Source organism: Micromonospora sp. DT229 (assembly GCF_049844505.1).
GTDB lineage: Bacteria > Actinomycetota > Actinomycetes > Mycobacteriales > Micromonosporaceae > Micromonospora.
This window is the reverse complement of sequence record NZ_JBNCLD010000001.1, coordinates 286,276-303,796: the sequence shown is the minus strand read 5'-3', so window position 1 is coordinate 303,796 and position 17,521 is coordinate 286,276. Positions and strand designations below refer to the sequence as shown.

Genomic DNA, 17,521 nt, shown 5'->3' with positions numbered 1-17,521 from the left:
CTACGGACGCCACGACCTGCCAGCGGGTCGTGGCGTCCGCCTTGCCGGCCGGGCCCTGGGTTCAGGAGGGTCGATGGGCGTCCCAGAGGCGGGCCAACTGCACCCGGGTACGGATGCCGAGCTTGGCGTAGATCGCCCGCAGTTGGGTGTCCACGGTGTGGAACGAGACGAACAGCTCGGCGGCGGCCTGCTGTTTGGTAGCACCCCCGGCGAGCAGCTCGGCCACCCGCGCCTCTGCGGGGGTGAGGGCCTGGACCCCGTCCGGCCGGGCCGGGGACCGGTCGCGGGTACCGGTGGCGAGGTGGCGGCGCAGCTGCCGGGCCCGATCGTGGTCGCCGGTGGCGCCGAGGCGCGTGTAGAGGGCGGCGCACTCGTCGAGTACGTCTACCGCCTCGCGCCGCGGTAGGTGCGGCGAGCGCCCCAGGTCGAACATCGCGTCGGCCAGCGCCGGACGGGCCGCGGTGGTCCGCAGCCGGGCCACCGCGGTGGCCAGTGCCGCCGGGTCGCCGCTGATGATCCCGTCGGCCTGGTGGGCGATGCCCTGCCACAGCCGGTTGTTCACCGTGCCGGCGACCCGCTTGAGGTGGCTGGCGAGGATCTGGGCGTGTCGGCGGTCGCCGAGCAGCAGGGCGGTGCGGACCAGTCGCGGACCGTGGTGGGGCACCAGCAGCAGGGGAGCCGCCGCCCGGTGCGACATCCGCAGCATCGCCCGCAGCAGCGGGGCGTGCCGTTCGGGCTCCGGATCGGCGGCCGCGGCGGCCCCCAGACGAAACCACTGCAAGCCGTCCGGCCAGTCCAACGCGGGTTTCTCCGGTGCCAGCAGGGCCCGGGCCATGGAGACCTCGTCGCGACGCAGCAGCTCCTCCAGCACGGTGCCGAGCAGGGTGGCCCGGGCCTCCTCGGGTAGCGCCTCGGCCACCGGATCCTCCAGGGCCAACCGGGCCCGCGCCGCGGCCTCGGCGAACTCGCCCACCGCCAGGCGGGCGACACAGTCCAGGGCGGTGACCAGCGGTCGGGCCACCCCACCCAGGGTGTCGATCTCGTCGCTGACCGCCTCCAGGGCGCTTCGCGCGTCCGTGAACTGGCCGAGGGAGAGTTGGTTGGCGATCCGGTCCACCCGCAGGAAGACCAACTGGCTGCGGGCCCCCGGTGCGCCTGTGTCGACCTCCCGCAGGATCCGCGCGGCCCGGGGCAGGTCGGCGCCGGCCGTGGCCTGGGCCGCCTGCGCCAGGGCCAGCTGGATCCCGCCCTCGGGGGCCGGGGCCCTGCGGTGCGCGTGCTGCGCCTCGACCAGCAGGTCACCACTGTCGGGGTAGCCGAACCGGGCGGCCACCGAGGCCCGCATGGCCAGGGTCCAGCTCCGTTCGGCACCGCTCAGGTGTTCTTCCAGGGCCCGCTCCAGGTAGCTCATCGACAGTGAGGGGCGCTGGGTGGCGTGGTAGGCGCCCAGTCGGCCCAACAGGAGGGCCCGCTGGTGTGCGGCGCACCGAGCGACGGCGAGTTCGGTGCGCAGCAGGAGCATGGCCTCGGGCAGCCGTCCGGCGAGGAAGAGGTTGTCGGCCGTGGCGACCAGCCAGTCCAGCTGGTGATCGGCCGTGCCGGGTGCGCCGCAGGCCAGCAGCAGGTCCGCCGAGAGGGTGGGGCTGACCGCCGGATCGGTCGCCAGCCGGGCCGCCAACGTCCGGACGTCCTGGCCCACGGTCGGCATGGCCTGGAGCAACTGGCGGGCGGCCGGGGCCGGGTGGCCCGCCTCGGCCAGCACCTCGGCGGCACTCTCGTGCAGTCCTCGCTGCATCGACAGCGGAAGCTCCGCCAGCACCCCCTCGCGCAGTCGTGGTGAGGCCAGCCGCAGCCCGGTCGGGCCGTCGACGAGGGTTCCCCGGGCGATCAGCTCCTCCACGGCCGTCTCCAGCGCCAGCCGGGTGCCGACACCCGCGCGGGCCAGCAACCGTTCCAGGAACCAGAGTTCGCAGGGCGCGTCCGCAAGAGCGACCATCCGTACGAGGTACCGCTGAATGTCGCTGGTCGCCGGTGACCCGCCGGTGGACATCTTGGGACGCTGCACGGATGTCTCGGGCATCGGAATCACCGTCAATGCCTCCCCGAATTCGGTTCTCCGGGCCTGTCTGGACGTCGGTGAGCCGTTAAGGGGAGGCTAACCAGGCGGGCGGGAGATTCGGACGGGAAATCGCGAGGAAAACTCCGATCCACTGCTGTCGGTGGGCCGAATTCGAATACCGGGACATCCGGTGGTATCCGTCCTTTCGGTGACCCGGGTTCGGTAAGTTGCGAAGTCATCGGCACCGGTCGTAACGACGCATGACTTGCCGGACCGCCCGAACAGACAGCCAGGTGTGGAGAACCGATGTCGAGTGCCGAACCGCCCGTCGGGGGGAATCGGATCGGGGCCGATCCGGCGGACGTCTACCGCGAGTTCCGCCATCCGATCCTCGTCCTGGGGGCGAGCACGGTGGTCGCCGGAACTCTGGACGCCTTCGCCTTTCTGCGGTACGGGGCCTTCGTGGGCAACCAGTCCAGCAATGTCCTGTTCCTGGGGGTCGGACCGGCCGGTGGGCATCCGGCCTGGCCGACGGCGGCGGCCTCGATGGTGGCGTTCGTGGTCGGGACGGGCCTGACCACCCGGCTGCGCGCGGTGCAGAGTCGGTGGACCCCGGTCTCCCGGGGCCTGGCCCTGGCGGTGGCCACGGTAGCGCTCTGGGGGGCCCTCAACGTGGTGTTCGAGTACGGCCGGGACAACCCCCGGCTTCGGGCCCTGCTGGCCGCCGTCGGCGGGTTCGCGATGGGTGCCCTGGCCACCCTGTTCGTCCGCACCGCCGGGATAGCCACCACCATCACCTACCAGTCGGGCACGGTGGCGAAGACCGGTGAACGGATCGTCGGCTGGCTGCTCGGCCCGCCCCAGGGCCGCGGCAGAGCCAGAAAGGGCTTCCTGCTCGGCCTGCTGACCCTCGCCGGTTACGCCTGCGGTGGCGGGATCGGCACCCTGGCCCAGCAGCGACCGCTGTGGGTGCCGGCCTGGGCGACCCTGGCCCTGCTGGCCGTGGCGCCCCTGATCCGCCACCGGGGATGATCAACCGGTGGGTCGGCGACCACTCTCAGTACGACAGTCCCGGCTGCGGCTGGTTGACCCGACGGCGACGCAGCACCACCTGCCGGGTGCCGTCCCGGTACAGCCGTACCCGGGCCAGTTCCCAGCCGGAGAACTCCGCCTGGATGGCCAACTGCGCCGCGGCGGTCAACCGGTCGACGTTCGGCGGCAGCCGCAGCGGCGCGTATTCGTAGTCCATGGACCCTATGCTGCCCAGCCCGACCCCTCCGGCGCCACCTTGCCGCTGACCTGGCGCGAAAGGTACCCGGATCAGCCGTCCCGTTCGGGGTAGCCGACCTCCAGCGCCGAGACGTCGTCCAACGCCGTGGTGATCTCCTCGGGCAGGGTCATCCGCTCCACCTGAAGGGCGCCGAGCAACTGCCCGCAGGTGCGGGCGCCGAGGATCGGGGCGGTCACCCCGGGCCGGTCCCGGATCCAGGCCAGCGCCACCTCCAGGGGGGACACCCCCAGGCCGGTCGCGGCGGTCGCCACCGCCTCCACGATGCTGGAACAGCGCGGCTCCAGGTAGGTGGCGACGAACCGTTCGAAATGCGGCGACACCGCCCGGGAGTCCGCCGGTCGGCCGTGACGGTACTTACCGGTCAGCACCCCGCGACCCAGCGGGGACCAGGGCAGCACCCCCAACCCCAGGGCCTCACAGGCCGGCAGCACCTCCCGTTCCACCCCCCGCTCCAGCAGGGAGTACTCCACCTGGGCGGCCACCACCGGGGCCCGCCCCGGCCAGGCCGCCTGCCAGGCCGCCGCCCGGGCGGTCTGCCAGCCGGAGAAGTTCGACACCCCGACATAGCGGACCCGGCCACTGGCCACCGCGTGGTCCAGCGCGGCCAGGGTCTCCTCCAGGGGGGTCTGCGGGTCGTAGCCGTGCACCTGGAACAGGTCGACATGATCGGTGCCCAGCCGACGCAGCGAGGCGTCCAGGGTGCGCAGCAGGTGCCCCCGGGAACCGTCCCGACGCCGGCTGCCGCCGGGCCGCAGACCGGCCTTGGTGGCGATCAGCAACTCCTCGCGCGGCACCAGACTGCCCAGCAGCGAGCCGATCACCGACTCGGCGTCACCGTCGCCGTACACGTCGGCGGTGTCGACCAGGTTTCCACCCGCGTCGAGGTAACTCTTCAGTTGGGCGGCCGCGTCGTCGGCGTCGGTGTCCCGGCCCCAGGTCATGGTGCCGAGCGCGAGCCGGGAAACCGCCAGCCCGCTTCGGCCGAGCGGTCGCTGCTGCATGGTTGAACCTTATTTCGAACCGGGCCAGACGGATATCCTCGCTCCTGTCGAGTCTGCTGGCGATTCGGGGTGAGCCGGTGATCGTCCCCACCGCCGCGATTGCGTAACCTGATGCGACTGCGGATAGGGGAGGACTCTGTGCGACTCGGGCTAAGCCTCGGATACCAGACAGCGTGGAGCACACCGGCTGATCATCTGGCCCTGGCTCAGGAGGCGGACCGGCTCGGTTACTCGGTGGTGTGGGCGGCCGAGGCGTACGGCTCCGACTCGCCCAGCATGCTCGCCTGGATGGCCGGGCAGACCGAGCGGATCGACATCGGCAGCGCCGTGATGCAGATCCCCGCCCGGACCCCGGCGATGACCGCGATGACGGCCGCCACCATCGACGCGCTCTCCGGCGGCCGGTTCCGGCTCGGCCTGGGGGTCTCCGGTCCGCAGGTCTCCGAGGGCTGGCACGGCGTACGCTTCGCCAAGCCTCTGGCCCGGACCCGGGAGTACGTCGACATCGTCAAGCTGGCGGTGGCCCGCAAGGAGGTCGCCTACGACGGCCAGTTCTACACCCTGCCGCTGCCCGACGGCCCCGGCAAGGCGCTGCGGCTGGGCTTCCACCCGCCGCGCGAGCACATCCCGATCTACCTGGCCGCGGTCGGCCCGAAGAACCTGGAACTGGCCGGTGAGATCGCCGACGGCTGGTTGGCCATCTTCTACGCCCCGGAGTTCGCCCAGGAGCAACTGGCCTCGGTCACCGCCGGTCGGGCCCGGGCCGGCAAGGAACTCGCCGGGTTCGACGTGGTGCCCTCCGTGCCGGTCGTGGTCGGCGACGATGTCGACTCCTGCGCCGAACTGGTCCGCTGGTACACCGCCCTGTACGTCGGCGGCATGGGCAGCCGGCAGCAGAACTTCTACAACCAGCTGGCCACCCGGATGGGGTACGGCGACGCCGCCCGCGAGGTGCAGGACCTCTACCTGGCCAAGCGTCAGCGGGACGCCGCCGCCGCGGTGCCGCTGGAGTTCATCGACCGCACCTCCCTGCTCGGCCCCAAGGAGCGCATCGCCGACCGGATGTGCCAGTACGCCGAGGCCGGAGTGACCACCCTCTCGGTGACCCTCTTCGCAGCCGACCGGGACAGCGGAGTGCAGACCCTGCGTACCGTCGCCGAGGCCCTGGAACTCTCAGGAGTCGGGGAGTGACCTGGATCGAAGCCATCGTCCTGGGCATCGTCCAGGGACTGACCGAGTTCCTGCCGGTCAGCTCGTCAGGGCACCTGCGGATCACCTCGGCGATCTTCTTCGACCAGGACGCCGGGGCCTCCTTCACCGCGGTCACCCAGTTGGGCACCGAGGCGGCCGTCCTGCTCTACTTCGCCAAGGACATCTGGCGAATCGGCCGAACCTGGGTCGTCGGCATCTGGGACTCCTCGGTACGCAGCAGCCTCGACTACCGCATGGGCTGGTACGTGATCGTCGGTTCCATCCCGATCGGCCTGTTCGGCGTCCTGTTCAAGGACCAGATCCGGGAGACCGCCCGCAACCTGTGGGTGGTCGCCACCACCCTGATCGTGTTCGCCTTCATCCTGGCCTTCGCCGAGTACTGGGGCCGGCAGACCCGGACCCTGAAGGACTTCCGGCTGCGCGACGGCGTGGTCATGGGTTTCGCCCAGGCGCTGGCCCTCATCCCCGGGGTGTCCCGCTCCGGGGCGACGCTGACCTTCGGCCTGTTCCTCAACCTGACCCGGGAGACCGCCGCCCGCTACTCCTTCCTGCTGGCCATCCCGGCCGTGGTGATGTCCGGCATCTTCAGCCTGGGCGACGTCTTCGAACCGGCCGCCCCCGGCACCTCGGTGCCCAGCGTCGCGCAGATGGTCGTCGCCACCCTCATCGCGTTCGCGGTCGGGTACGCGGCCATCGCCTGGCTGCTGCGCTACGTCGCCCACCACACCCTGTACATCTTCGTGCTCTACCGGGTGGCGGTCGGGACCCTCGTCCTGGCCCTTCTGATGACCGGGACGATCAGCGCTACCTGAGTCGGTTTTTGTTCGGTGGTTGCGGTTTGGGGCTGGGGCGACCGTGTCCGGCTTCGGGCGGTCAGGCTTGATCCCTACGCCGGGCACGGTCGCCCCAGCCCGACCTGGTCGGCCTTCGTCGACCTGGCCGGAGGTGGGGAGCTGGTCGGGTGTCGTCGGTGCGGTGCGGTGCGGTGCGGTGCGGTGCGGTGCGGCGGTGCGGTGCGGTGCGGTGGGGCTTGGGGCGGGCACCGTCGGGGTGGTGGGGGGAGTGAAGACGGCTGTTGGCCGGCACCCGGGTTCGGGTGCCGGCCAACAGTTCTTGCTCCCCCTGTGGAGGAATGTCTGTCGGGGTCAGCTGTTCCAGTGTTGGGCGACCAGGTCGGCGGCCTGCTGTTCCCACTGGGCGTAGTGGTCGGGGTAGGCCGACACCTGGACGGTCTGGGCGGCCTTGGTCAGGGGCATGTTCTGCCAGCCGTCGACCTGCTTGAGGCCCTTGAGGAAGGCGGTGGTGGAGTACTCGGGGTCGGTGATCTGATCCACCGTGCCCCAGCCGCTGGACGGGCGCTGCTGGAACAGGCCCTGCGAGTCGTGGTCGTTGCGGTCACCGAGGTGACCCAGGTTCTCCAGCTTCGACTCCTGCAACGCGGTGGCGATGGAGACGACCGCGGCGCGCTCGTCCATGCCGTTCTTCTTGGTGGCGGCGATGATCGCCTTGGTGTTGGCGACCTGCTCGTCGTCGAGGTCGATGCGGGACTGGTCGCCCTGCACGCCGTGCGGGATCAGCTTGGTGGTGTCGGGCTTGGTGGCCTGCGCGACGGTGGCCGTGGTGGCGGTGGTCGGAGTCGGTTCGGTGGTGTCGGCGGTGCCGTGGTTGAGCGGGCCGGCGGCGAGGCCACCGGCGACGGTGAGACCGGCGAGGGCCAGGACGCTCTTACGCAGCATGGTGTTCATGGCGAAGCTCCATTCGGGGGTCGGGTGTCGCCGACGCGAAGGGGGATCGGCGGGCGACACCAGCGCCGTCATGGCGCACAGAGCGAGACAGCGGGATCTCCGGCGGCGGACCAAGGGGTCTTCGCGGCGCCGGATCAGGTGCAACGACCTACCGGGGTGGGTCATTCCCGCAGGTCGTCGGCGCTCGCGGCCGAGCTAGGGCGGGCGGGCGGTCACCGGCGGCGGCGAGGGGAAGGTACCGCATCGGGGTTCGGTGACCGCTGCCGCTTGCGTGGCCCTACTTGCTCGGCCACCGATTCCAACGCCGGGCATCCGCTCCGCATTCCGCCGAGCCGGCCCGACGAATCCGCCACCACCGCCCAAACGTCCGCCCGATGCCGGCAATCCGCGCACCCGGGTAGGCGGCGGCCAAACGCCACGGACGGTACGCAGCGGGCGCATGAAGCCACCGTCGACCCGCAAGCCGTATCGCCACTGACCGGGTACGGCGGTTCGGATGGTGCCGACGGTGCGGAAGACCACCGGTGGGCGTCGGCGGCCTAGGGTGGGGTACGTGGCGACACTTCTGCTTCTGCGGCACGGACGTACCACCGCGAACGCCGATGGTGGACTGGCCGGCCGGCAACCGGTCGATCTCGATGAGACCGGTCAGGCCCAGGCCACCGCGGTGGGTGAGCGGCTTCGCGCACTGCCCCTGGCGGCCGTGGTGAGCAGCCCCCTGGTCCGCTGTCGGCGCACCCTCGAACTGGCCTTGCCGCAGGCCTCGCCGGTGCTCGAGGAGGGGATCATCGAGTGCGGGTACGGCGCCTGGGAGGGACAGCCGCTGAAGAAGCTGGCCAAGGAGCCGCTCTGGCCGGTGGTGCAGCAGCATCCCAGCGCCGCGGTCTTCCCGCAGGGGGAGGCGATGGCTCAGATGGCGGCTCGCGCCGTCGCCACGGTACGCGGCTGGGACGCCCGGGTCACCGCCGAGCACGGTCCCGAGGCGGTCTGGTTGGCATGCAGCCACGGCGATGTGATCAAGGCGATCGTGGCGGACGCTCTCGGCGTACACCTTGATTTCTTTCAGCGGATCGTGGTGGACCCGGCGTCGGTGACCGCGATCCGGTACACCCCGCTGCGCCCCTTCCTGCTGCGCCTCAACGATGTCGGCGGAGACCTGGCCGGGCTGGTCCCGCCGCAGCGTAAGCGGCGTCGGCGGACCAGCCGACCCACCGACTCGGACGCGGCGGTCGGCGGTGGAGCCGGAGGCGGCCGGTGAGTCGCCCGGCCCGCCCCGGTGACCGGACGACGAACCGGTGCAATGGACGGGCCGCCAGGCGGGCCGGGGAGCGTACCGGAAATCGGGTCGGTGGGGTGCGCGGTGCCTGGGGCCGCCGGATAGGGTCGTGGGTATGACGCACCAGGTGCACGCCTTCGAGCCGCCGGAGCGGTTCGTCGCCGGGACCGTCGGGCCGCCGGGGGAGCGCACGTTCTTCCTCCAGGCGCGCGGCGGCGGCCGGCTGGTCAGCGTCGCGTTGGAGAAGGTCCAGGTCTCGCTGCTGGCCGAGAAGTTGGAGGAACTGCTCACCGAGGCGCAGCGCCGGTTCGGGGTGGAGCTACCCGAGGCACCGGCCTCGATCGGCGACAACGAGCCGCTGGAGACACCGGTCGACGAGGAGTTCCGGGTCGGCACCCTGGGCCTCGCCTTCGACGCGGACACCGCCACCGTGGTGATCGAGGCCATCGCGGTCGGTGAACCCGAGGCCGAGGTGGAGTTGGGCGAGTCCGAGGAGGACGAGCCCGAGGACGTCGAGCCCGACGAGGACCTCGACCGGCTCCGCGTGCGGCTCACCCCGGAGGCGACCCGCGAGTTCATCGAACGGGCCCGGCGGGTGGTCAACGCCGGTCGTCCACCCTGCCCCCTCTGCGGCCAGCCGCTCGACCCGGCGGGTCACCTCTGCCCCCGAAACAACGGCTATCACCGGTGACCTCGTCCGGCGTGACCCCCCGACAGGACGGTGGCGCCGCGTTGCGCCTGCTGCGGGACGGCGAACTGACCGTCGAGGGGCGACTGGTCGACGCCTCCAACACCACCCTGCGGGCCGTGCTCACCCTCGACGGCGTCACCGCCCGCTGCGTGTACAAGCCGGTGCGTGGCGAGCGTCCGTTGTGGGACTTCCCGGACGGGACCCTGGCCGGCCGGGAAGTCGCCGCCTACCTGGTGTCGGCGGCCACCGGCTGGGATCTGGTGCCGCCGACCGTGCTGCGGGACGGGCCCTTCGGGCCGGGCTCGTGTCAGCTGTGGATCGACGAACCGGACGAGGTCGAACCCCTGGTCGGGTTCGTGCCGGCCGACGCCGTGCCACCCCGGTGGATCCCGGTCGCCACGGCCCGTGACGACGACGGCACCCCGTACGCCCTGGCCCACGCCGACGACCCCCGGCTGGCCCGGCTGGCGGTGCTCGACACGGTGATCAACAACGCGGACCGTAAGGGCGGGCACGTCCTGGTCGGTCCCGAGGACCGGATCTACGGGGTCGACCACGGGGTCAGCTTCCACGTCGAGGAGAAGCTGCGTACGGTGCTCTGGGGCTGGGCCGGGCGGTCCCTGCCCGCGGACGCCGTCGAGGTGCTCGACCGGCTCGCCGGTCAACTACGCGGCCCCCTCGGCGCCGAACTCACCGAACACCTCACCCTCAGTGAGATCGCCGAACTGGCGGCCCGGGTCGACCGGCTGTGCCGGCACGGTCGTTTTCCACAGCCCTCCCGGGACTGGCCGTCGGTGCCGTGGCCCCCGCTGTGAGCTGAGGTGTTGATCACCCCCGGCTGGACGTGGGCGCGACTCCGGTCTGGTTAGGCTGACGGTCATGGAGTCTTGGGTGGGGCACGAGGTGCCACGTTTGCCGGGCAGGAGCAGGGCGCTGAGGTTGTTCGACACGGCCCGGCAGGCTGTGCACCCGACCGAACCGTCGGGCCCGGCGACCATGTACGTCTGCGGTATCACCCCGTACGACGCCACCCACCTGGGTCACGCCGCCACCATGATCACGTTCGATCTGGTGCAGCGGATGTGGCGGGACGCCGGCCACGAGGTGCGGTACGTGCAGAACGTCACCGACATCGACGACCCCCTGCTGGAACGCGCCGAGCGGGACGGCGAGGACTGGAAGGTCCTGGCCATGCGGGAGACCGCGCTGTTCCGGGAGGACATGGAGGCGCTGCGGATCATCCCACCGGCGCACTACGTCGGTGCGGTCGAGTCGATCCCGGAGATCGCCGAGAAGGTGCTGGAGCTGCTCAAGGACGACGCCGCGTACACGCTGGAGGACGGCACCGGCGACGTCTACTTCGACATCTCGGCCGTTCCCCGGTTCGGCTACGAGTCCAACCTGTCCCGGGCCGAGATGCTGGAACTCTTCCCGGAACGCGGCGGTGACCCGGATCGGGCCGGCAAGCGCGACCCCCTCGATCCGCTGCTGTGGCGGGGCGCCCGCGAGGGCGAACCCTCCTGGCCCGGCGGGGACCTGGGCCGGGGTCGGCCGGGCTGGCACATCGAGTGCACCGTGATCGCCCTGGCGCTGCTCGGCAACACCGTCGACGTGCAGGGCGGCGGCAACGACCTGATCTTCCCGCACCACGAGTGCTCCGCCGCGCACGCCGAGCGGCTGACCGGGGCGGCGCCCTTCGCCCGGCACTACGTGCACGCCGGAATGATCGGCCTGGACGGCGAGAAGATGTCCAAGTCGCTGGGCAACCTGGTCTTCGTCTCCCGGCTGCGCGCCGACAAGGTGGACCCGATGGCGGTACGCCTGGCGTTGCTCTCCGGGCACTACCGGGCCGACCGGTCGTGGACCGATGACCTGCTGACCACCGCGTACCAGCGCCTGGACCGTTGGCGGCGGGCCGCCGCCGCGCCCGCCGGCCCGTCCGGGGAGGCCTTCCTGGCAGCCGTACGCGACCGCCTCACCGACGACCTCGACTCGCCCGGTGCCCTCCGGCTGGCCGACGAGTGGGCCGACCGGACCCTGTCCGCCTCGACGGCCCCCTCCGCCGACCCCACTGCCCCCGCCCTCTTCACCACCACCCTCGACGCCCTCCTCGGCATCCACCTCTGACACCCCTCCCACCCCGCCCACCCCGCTCCCGCGGCCGGGCGGGGCGGGCGGGGCGGGCAGGGCGGGCGAGGCTGCGGGAGGGTGGGGGAGGGTCAGCCCAGGACCAGGCCGGGGTCGGGGTGGGGGTCTGGGGTGGGGGCGGGGATCTTGTACTCCTCGGTGAGGGTGGTGACCGGGCCGGGCCAGGTGGCCTGGGCCACCTCGATGGGTTTGCGGTGGGCGTCGTAGGCCACGTGCAGCAGGTGCAGGACCGGGGTGTCGGGGCGGATCTGGAGGGTCTCCGCCTCCTCCCGGCTGGGCTGGCGGGCGGTGATCGTGTCGGTGGCGGTCGCGTACCGCCGTCCGGTGGCCTCCTCGGCCTCCTGGTAGAGCGGGCGGCCGAACGCCTCGGCGCGTTCCAGGGTGGTGCCGGCGGTGTCCGCGGGTAGGAACCAGGAGGCGCCGACCTCGACCGGGGAGTCCTCGGTACGCACCAGGTGACGGCGGCAGAGCAGTTCGGTGCCGTCCGGTACGCCGAAGGCGTCCGCCACCTCCGGTGGGGCGGGGGAGCGGCCGACGGAGACGAGTTGCTGGCGGTACCGGGCGGCCAGGTCGGTGTGGTAGCCGCGGAAGCCGCCGTAGCGCCCCCGGGACAGCCGGTTGAGTCGCCGCCGGGTGCCACGGACGTACGTACCGGAGCCGGGTTTGGTGATCAGGACCCCCTCGACCCGCAGCTGGTCGACGGCGCGTTGCACGGTCTGCTTGGCCACCCCGAACATCTCCGCGATGGCCGGGATCGACGGCAGCCGCTCACCCGGCCCCCAGTCCCCGCGCCGGATCTGTGTCTTGAGCTGCGCGGCGATCTGTCGGTGCGGAAACTCCGCCGCCCCCGGGTTGATCTGCATCCGGACCCCTATCAGCTAGGTTCCTAGGATGCCCTACGCGGGGTGACCCTCGCCACCCCTGTGGTCACAAACCTGGCGGCGAATACCGAAGCAGGCCCCGGGCGACGTCGCCCGGGGCCTGCGAGAAAACGTGTCTACCAGGAGCCGGCGGTGGGGCCTGCGGAACCGCCTCGGCGGCGCAGGTACTTCTCGAACTCCTGGGCGATCTCGTCCCCGGTCAACGGGGTGATGCCGGCGTCACCGACCCGTTCCTCCAGTTCACGCACGTACTCGCCGAGTTCGGCGTCCTGCTCGGCGGCGCTGCGTACCCGCTGCTCCCACTCGGCGGCCTCCTCGGCCAGGTCGGCCATCGGCACCGGCAGGTCGACCACCTCCTCGACCCGGTGCAGCAGGGCCAGGGTCGCCTTGGGGCAGGGCGGATTGTTGGCATAGTGCGGCACGTGCACCCAGAAGGACACCGCGTCGACCTCGGCGCGGGTGCAGGCGTCGTGCAGCACCCCGACGATGCCGGTCGGCCCGTCGTACCGGGTGGGGGTCAGTTGGTAGCGCTTGGCGGCATCGGCGTCGGAGGCGCTACCGCTGATCGGCAGCGGTCGGGTGTACGGGACGTCGGCCAGCAGCGCGCCGAGCAGCACCACCCGCTCGACCTCAAGACTGTGGCAGATCTCCAGCACCTGTTCGCAGAAGGTGCGCCAGCGCATGCTCGGCTCTATGCCACGGATGAGCACCACGTCTCGTTCGGTGCCGGACGGGCTGGCCACCGCGAAACGGGTCGTCGGCCATTCCACCCGCCGGGTGGCCCCGTCGGACATCGTGATGGTGGGCCGGCTGACCTGGAAGTCGTAGAAGTCCTCCGGGTCGAGTTCGGTGATCTGCTTGGCCTGCCACACCTGTTCCAGGTGTTCGACTGCGGCGGTCGAGGCGTCGGCGGCGTCGTTCCAGCCCTCGAAGGCGGCGATGGCCACCGGAGACCGCAGCACCGGCAGCCCGTCGAATTCGGTCACGCCGTCACCTCACCCCGCGCGTCACGGGCGCTCCGGGGATCGACCCCGATCGTTCGCCCGCCGTGCATGGTGATGTCGCTGTAGTCCCTCACATCAGTCAGCCTACGTGCCGTGTCCGGATGGGGCCCGTCGGCCGCGCCGGATCGCGACCGACACCCGTGCGGCGGCCGGAGTCTGGGGTCTTCCAAAAAGCGGTGACGTGGAACCGGCAGGCGCAGCAGAACCTGGCCGGTGGCCACTCTTATCATCATATAACCCTAGAATAGGACATGATCCATCGATGGCACGATGTGGGATTGCGCGGCGCAGGGGTTCAGTTCATACCGGAGCGGACTAACCTGACAGCGTGCGGACTTCGTTACTCGACGCGCTTGCAGACCGGATCCTCATCGCCGACGGGGCGATGGGGACGATGCTCCAGGCCGCCGACCTGACCCTGGACGATTTCGACGGCCTCGAAGGCTGCAACGAGATCCTCAACGTCACCCGACCGGATGTGGTGCGCGAGGTGCACGAGGCCTACCTCGCCGCCGGCGCGGACTGCGTGGAGACGAACACCTTCGGCGCGAACCTGGCCAACCTCGCCGAGTACGACATTCAGCACCGCATCCGTGAGCTGTCGGCGGCCGGTGCCCGCATCGCCCGGGAGGCCGCCGAGGCGTACTCGACCGCCCAGCGCCCCCGGTTCGTGCTCGGCTCGATCGGCCCCGGCACGAAACTGCCGACCCTCGGGCACGCCGCCTACGCCACCCTGCGCGACGCCTACCAGGAGAACGCCGCCGGTCTGATCGAGGGCGGCGCGGACGCCCTGATCGTGGAGACCTGCCAGGACCTGCTCCAGGTCAAGGCGGCGGTGGTCGGTTCCCAGCGGGCCATGGCCGAGGTGGGCCGCAAGGTCCCGCTGATCTGTCATGTCACGGTGGAGACCACCGGCACCATGCTGCTCGGCAGCGAGATCGGCGCGGCACTGACCGCGATCGAGCCCCTCGGGATCGACCTGATCGGGCTGAACTGCGCCACCGGCCCGGCGGAGATGAGCGAGCACCTGCGTTATCTCTCGCAGCACGCCCAGGTGCCGCTGTCGGTGATGCCGAATGCCGGGCTGCCGCAGCTCACCGCCGACGGCGCGGTCTACCCACTGACCCCGGTGGAGTTGGCCGATGCCATGGAACGCTTCGTCACCGAGTACGGGGTCTCCCTGATCGGTGGCTGTTGTGGCACCACCCCGGAGCACATCCGGGTGCTCGCCGAGCGGCTGGGCGGTAGCCGTCCGGGCCGGCGCGAGCCGCGTACCGATTCCGGTGTCTCCTCGATCTACCACCACGTGCCGTTCGCCCAGGACGCCAGTGTGCTGATGGTGGGGGAGCGGACCAACGCCAACGGCTCGAAGGCGTTCCGGGAGGCGATGCTCGCCGGCGACTGGCAGGCCTGCGTGGAGATCGCCCGGAGCCAGGCCCGCGACGGCTCCCACCTGCTGGATCTCTGTGTCGACTACGTCGGCCGGGACGGCGCGGTCGACATGCGGGAGTTGGCCGGCCGGTTCGCCACCGCCTCCACCCTGCCGATCATGCTCGACTCGACCGAGCCCGCGGTGATCGAGGCGGGCCTGGAGATGCTCGGTGGCCGGTGCGTGGTCAACTCGGTCAACTTCGAGGACGGTGACGGCCCCGACTCCCGGTATGCCCGGGTGATGCCGGTGGTCGCCGAGCACGGCGCCGCCGTGGTCGCGCTGCTCATCGACGAGGAGGGCCAGGCGCGTACGACGGAGTGGAAGGTCCGGGTCGCCGAACGCCTGATCAATGACCTGACCGAGCGGTGGGGGCTGCGCCGCGCGGACATCCTCATCGACGCGCTGACCTTCCCGATCGCCACCGGGCAGGAGGAGACCCGGCGCGACGGCATCGAGACCATCGAGGCGATCCGGGAGATCGCCCGCCGCTGGCCGGGGGTCAACTTCACCCTGGGCGTCTCGAACGTCTCCTTCGGGCTGAATCCGGCCGCCCGGCAGGTGCTCAACTCGGTCTTCCTGCACGAGTGCGTTCAGGCCGGGCTCACCTCGGCGATCGTGCACGCCAGCAAGATCCTGCCGATGGCGAAGATCCCGGAGCAGCAGCGGGAGATCGCCCTCGACCTGATCTACGACCGGCGCCGGGAGGGCTACGACCCGGTGCAGCGGTTCATCGAGATCTTCGAGGGGGTCGACGCGGCCTCCGCGCGGGCCACCCGGGCCGAGGAGTTGGCCGCCCTGCCGCTCAACGAGCGGCTCAAGCGGCGGATCATCGACGGTGAACGCAACGGCCTGGAGGCCGACCTGGAGACCGCGATGGCCGCCGGCACCGCGCCGCTGGCCATCATCAACGACATCCTGCTCGACGGGATGAAGGTCGTCGGTGAGTTGTTCGGCTCCGGTCAGATGCAGTTGCCCTTCGTGCTCCAGTCCGCCGAGGTGATGAAGACCGCGGTGGCGTACCTGGAACCGCACATGGAGAAGGCCGACGACGGCGGCAAGGGCCGCATCGTGCTGGCCACCGTCAAGGGCGACGTGCACGACATCGGCAAGAACCTGGTCGACATCATCCTGTCCAACAACGGCTACGAGGTGGTGAACATCGGCATCAAGCAGCCGATCTCCGCCATCCTCGACGCCGCCGAGCAACACCGGGCGGACGCCATCGGCATGTCCGGCCTGCTGGTCAAGAGCACGGTCATCATGAAGGAGAACCTGGCCGAGATGGCCACGCGCGGGGTCGCGGAGCGCTGGCCGGTCCTGCTCGGTGGCGCGGCCCTGACCCGGGCGTACGTCGAGGACGACCTGCGGTCGGCGTTCCCCGGCCAGGTGCACTACGCCCGCGACGCCTTCGAGGGACTGTCCCTGATGGACCGGGTGATGACCGCCAAGCGCGGTGGCGCGCCGGTCATCGATCCCGAGCGGGAGGCGGCGCTGGCCGCCCGCCGGGCCCGCCGGGAACGGCAGCGCGCCATGGTCACCGAGTCCCTGCCGGAGTTGACGGACACCTCGGTCCGCTCCGACGTGGCCCTCGACGTGCCGGTGCCGACCGCCCCGTTCTACGGCACCCGGGTGGTCAAGGGGGTGCCGTTGGCCGACTACGCGGCACTGCTGGACGAGCGGGCCACCTTCATGGGCCAGTGGGGGCTGCGCGGTGCGCGCGGCGGCAAGGGCCCCTCGTACGAGGAACTGGTGGAGACCGAGGGCCGACCCCGGCTGCGTTACTGGCTGGACCGCCTGATCGCCGACCAGGTGCTGGAGGCGGCCGTGGTGTACGGCTACTTCCCGGCGTACTCCGAGGGCAACGACCTGGTGGTGCTGGACGAGAACGGGAACGCCGAGCGGGCCCGGTTCACCTTCCCCCGCCAGCGGCAGGAGCGGCGGCTCTGCCTGGCCGACTTCTTCCGCCCCCGGGGCGATGAGTTGGACGTGGTCGCGCTGCAACTGGTCACCGTGGGGCAGCCGGTCAGCGAGTACGCGGCCAAGCTGTTCGCCCGCAACGAGTACCGCGACTACCTGGAGGTGCACGGCCTGTCCGTGCAGCTCACCGAGGCCCTGGCCGAGTACTGGCACAAGCGGGTACGCGCCGAGCTGACCCTGCCCGACGGCCGTACCGTCGCCGACGACGACCCGACCGACCTGGCCGGTCTGCTGCGCACCGACTACCGGGGCTGCCGGTACGCGTTCGGCTACCCGGCCTGCCCCGACCTGGAGGACCGGGCGAAGATCGTGGAGCTGCTCGGCGCGGAGCGGATCGGGGTGCAGTTGTCCGAGGAGTTCCAGCTCATGCCCGAGCAGGCCACCGACGCCATCGTCGTCCACCACCCCGAGGCCAGCTACTTCAACGCCAAGTGATGACCGCAGGTGCCGTGACCTGCACTTCCGGCACCTGCGGCAGGCGTTGAACCACGATCATGCCGTCCCCAGGCCGTCGCTGGGTTCCGGACCGTCCTCGTCGGCCTGGTCCTCACCGAACGCCTTGTCGATGGCTCGGCGGGTGCGGTCCTCACTGGTGGGCAACAGGTGTGTGTAGGTCCGTGAAGGTGTGCCGCTGTCTCAACAGGCATTATTCGGACGACCTGCATGCCGAATCCCCCTCTGTGTACGCTGCGTAGCCGTTCCGCACCTAGCTCGAAGGATGTGGTGCGCTCAGTGCGTTCGCAGATGAAGCAGCCCAGGCTGAGGGCGAGCTTGCCGAGCCAGTGCAGATGATGCAGCGGCGAT

Annotated in this window: 14 protein-coding genes; 8 read left to right on the top strand and 6 right to left on the bottom strand. The window is 71.1% G+C overall.

The annotated features are described in order from the left end of the window. Positions 1-61: 61 nt before the first annotated feature. On the bottom strand, positions 62-2,080 hold the full coding sequence (locus tag ACLQ2T_RS01470) for a LuxR C-terminal-related transcriptional regulator (RefSeq protein WP_425764165.1): 2,019 nt from the start codon (positions 2,078-2,080) through the stop codon (positions 62-64). A gap of 285 nt (positions 2,081-2,365) precedes the next feature. Here ACLQ2T_RS01470 and ACLQ2T_RS01465 point away from each other — a divergent pair, with 285 nt between their 5' ends. Continuing rightward, a complete protein-coding gene (locus ACLQ2T_RS01465; RefSeq protein ID WP_425764164.1) occupies positions 2,366-3,091 on the top strand; it encodes a YoaK family protein in 726 nt (241 codons plus the stop codon). A gap of 25 nt (positions 3,092-3,116) precedes the next feature. Here ACLQ2T_RS01465 and ACLQ2T_RS01460 read toward each other — a convergent pair whose 3' ends face one another. Beyond that, complete coding sequence (locus tag ACLQ2T_RS01460) at positions 3,117-3,308, bottom strand: DUF5703 family protein (protein WP_013734349.1); 192 nt, start codon at positions 3,306-3,308, stop codon at positions 3,117-3,119. A 71-nt stretch (positions 3,309-3,379) separates the two neighbouring features. Next, the gene (locus tag ACLQ2T_RS01455) at positions 3,380-4,351 is read right to left on the bottom strand and encodes an aldo/keto reductase (RefSeq protein WP_425764163.1); all 972 of its coding nucleotides are present in this window, start codon (positions 4,349-4,351) and stop codon (positions 3,380-3,382) included. A 138-nt stretch (positions 4,352-4,489) separates the two neighbouring features. Between ACLQ2T_RS01455 and ACLQ2T_RS01450 the strand changes: the two genes are divergently transcribed. Together ACLQ2T_RS01450 and ACLQ2T_RS01445 are read left to right on the top strand one after the other, a co-directional pair. After that, positions 4,490-5,542: an LLM class F420-dependent oxidoreductase gene (locus ACLQ2T_RS01450; protein ID WP_425764162.1), complete on the top strand. Its 1,053-nt coding sequence runs from the start codon at positions 4,490-4,492 to the stop codon at positions 5,540-5,542. After that, positions 5,539-6,375 (top strand): undecaprenyl-diphosphate phosphatase, encoded by an 837-nt coding sequence (locus ACLQ2T_RS01445; protein WP_425764161.1) that lies wholly within the window; start codon positions 5,539-5,541, stop codon positions 6,373-6,375. Before ACLQ2T_RS01450 ends, ACLQ2T_RS01445 begins: the two co-directional genes overlap by 4 nt. Positions 6,376-6,708: 333 nt before the next feature. Here the strand turns inward: ACLQ2T_RS01445 and ACLQ2T_RS01440 are convergent, their stop codons facing one another. Further along, entirely contained in the window at positions 6,709-7,308 is a 600-nt protein-coding gene (locus ACLQ2T_RS01440; RefSeq protein ID WP_425764160.1) for a hypothetical protein, read from the bottom strand. Between the two features lie 553 nt (positions 7,309-7,861). Here ACLQ2T_RS01440 and ACLQ2T_RS01435 point away from each other — a divergent pair. The 4 genes from ACLQ2T_RS01435 (at position 7,862) to mshC (ending at position 11,402) form a co-directional block, all read left to right on the top strand. Further along, a complete protein-coding gene (locus ACLQ2T_RS01435) occupies positions 7,862-8,566 on the top strand; it encodes a histidine phosphatase family protein (RefSeq protein ID WP_425764159.1) in 705 nt (234 codons plus the stop codon). A gap of 133 nt (positions 8,567-8,699) precedes the next feature. Further along, positions 8,700-9,275 carry a DUF3090 domain-containing protein gene (locus ACLQ2T_RS01430; protein ID WP_425764158.1) on the top strand — a complete coding sequence of 192 codons (576 nt, stop codon included), beginning with the start codon at positions 8,700-8,702 and terminating at the stop codon, positions 9,273-9,275. Continuing rightward, positions 9,272-10,090 (top strand): SCO1664 family protein, encoded by an 819-nt coding sequence (locus tag ACLQ2T_RS01425; protein WP_425764157.1) that lies wholly within the window; start codon positions 9,272-9,274, stop codon positions 10,088-10,090. Before ACLQ2T_RS01430 ends, ACLQ2T_RS01425 begins: the two co-directional genes overlap by 4 nt. A 64-nt stretch (positions 10,091-10,154) precedes the next feature. Beyond that, positions 10,155-11,402 (top strand): cysteine--1-D-myo-inosityl 2-amino-2-deoxy-alpha-D-glucopyranoside ligase, encoded by a 1,248-nt coding sequence (mshC, locus tag ACLQ2T_RS01420; protein ID WP_425764156.1) that lies wholly within the window; start codon positions 10,155-10,157, stop codon positions 11,400-11,402. 92 nt (positions 11,403-11,494) lie between these two features. Here the strand turns inward: mshC and ACLQ2T_RS01415 are convergent, their stop codons facing one another. Together ACLQ2T_RS01415 and ACLQ2T_RS01410 are read right to left on the bottom strand one after the other, a co-directional pair. Further along, a complete protein-coding gene (locus ACLQ2T_RS01415; protein ID WP_425764155.1) occupies positions 11,495-12,286 on the bottom strand; it encodes a GntR family transcriptional regulator in 792 nt (263 codons plus the stop codon). A 134-nt stretch (positions 12,287-12,420) separates the two neighbouring features. After that, positions 12,421-13,290, bottom strand: coding sequence for a PAC2 family protein (locus tag ACLQ2T_RS01410; protein WP_425764154.1), 870 nt, complete (start codon positions 13,288-13,290; stop codon positions 12,421-12,423). A 346-nt stretch (positions 13,291-13,636) separates the two neighbouring features. Here ACLQ2T_RS01410 and metH point away from each other — a divergent pair, with 346 nt between their 5' ends. Further along, the gene (gene metH, locus ACLQ2T_RS01405; RefSeq protein WP_425764153.1) at positions 13,637-17,152 is read left to right on the top strand and encodes a methionine synthase; all 3,516 of its coding nucleotides are present in this window, start codon (positions 13,637-13,639) and stop codon (positions 17,150-17,152) included. Positions 17,153-17,521: the final 369 nt, after the last annotated feature.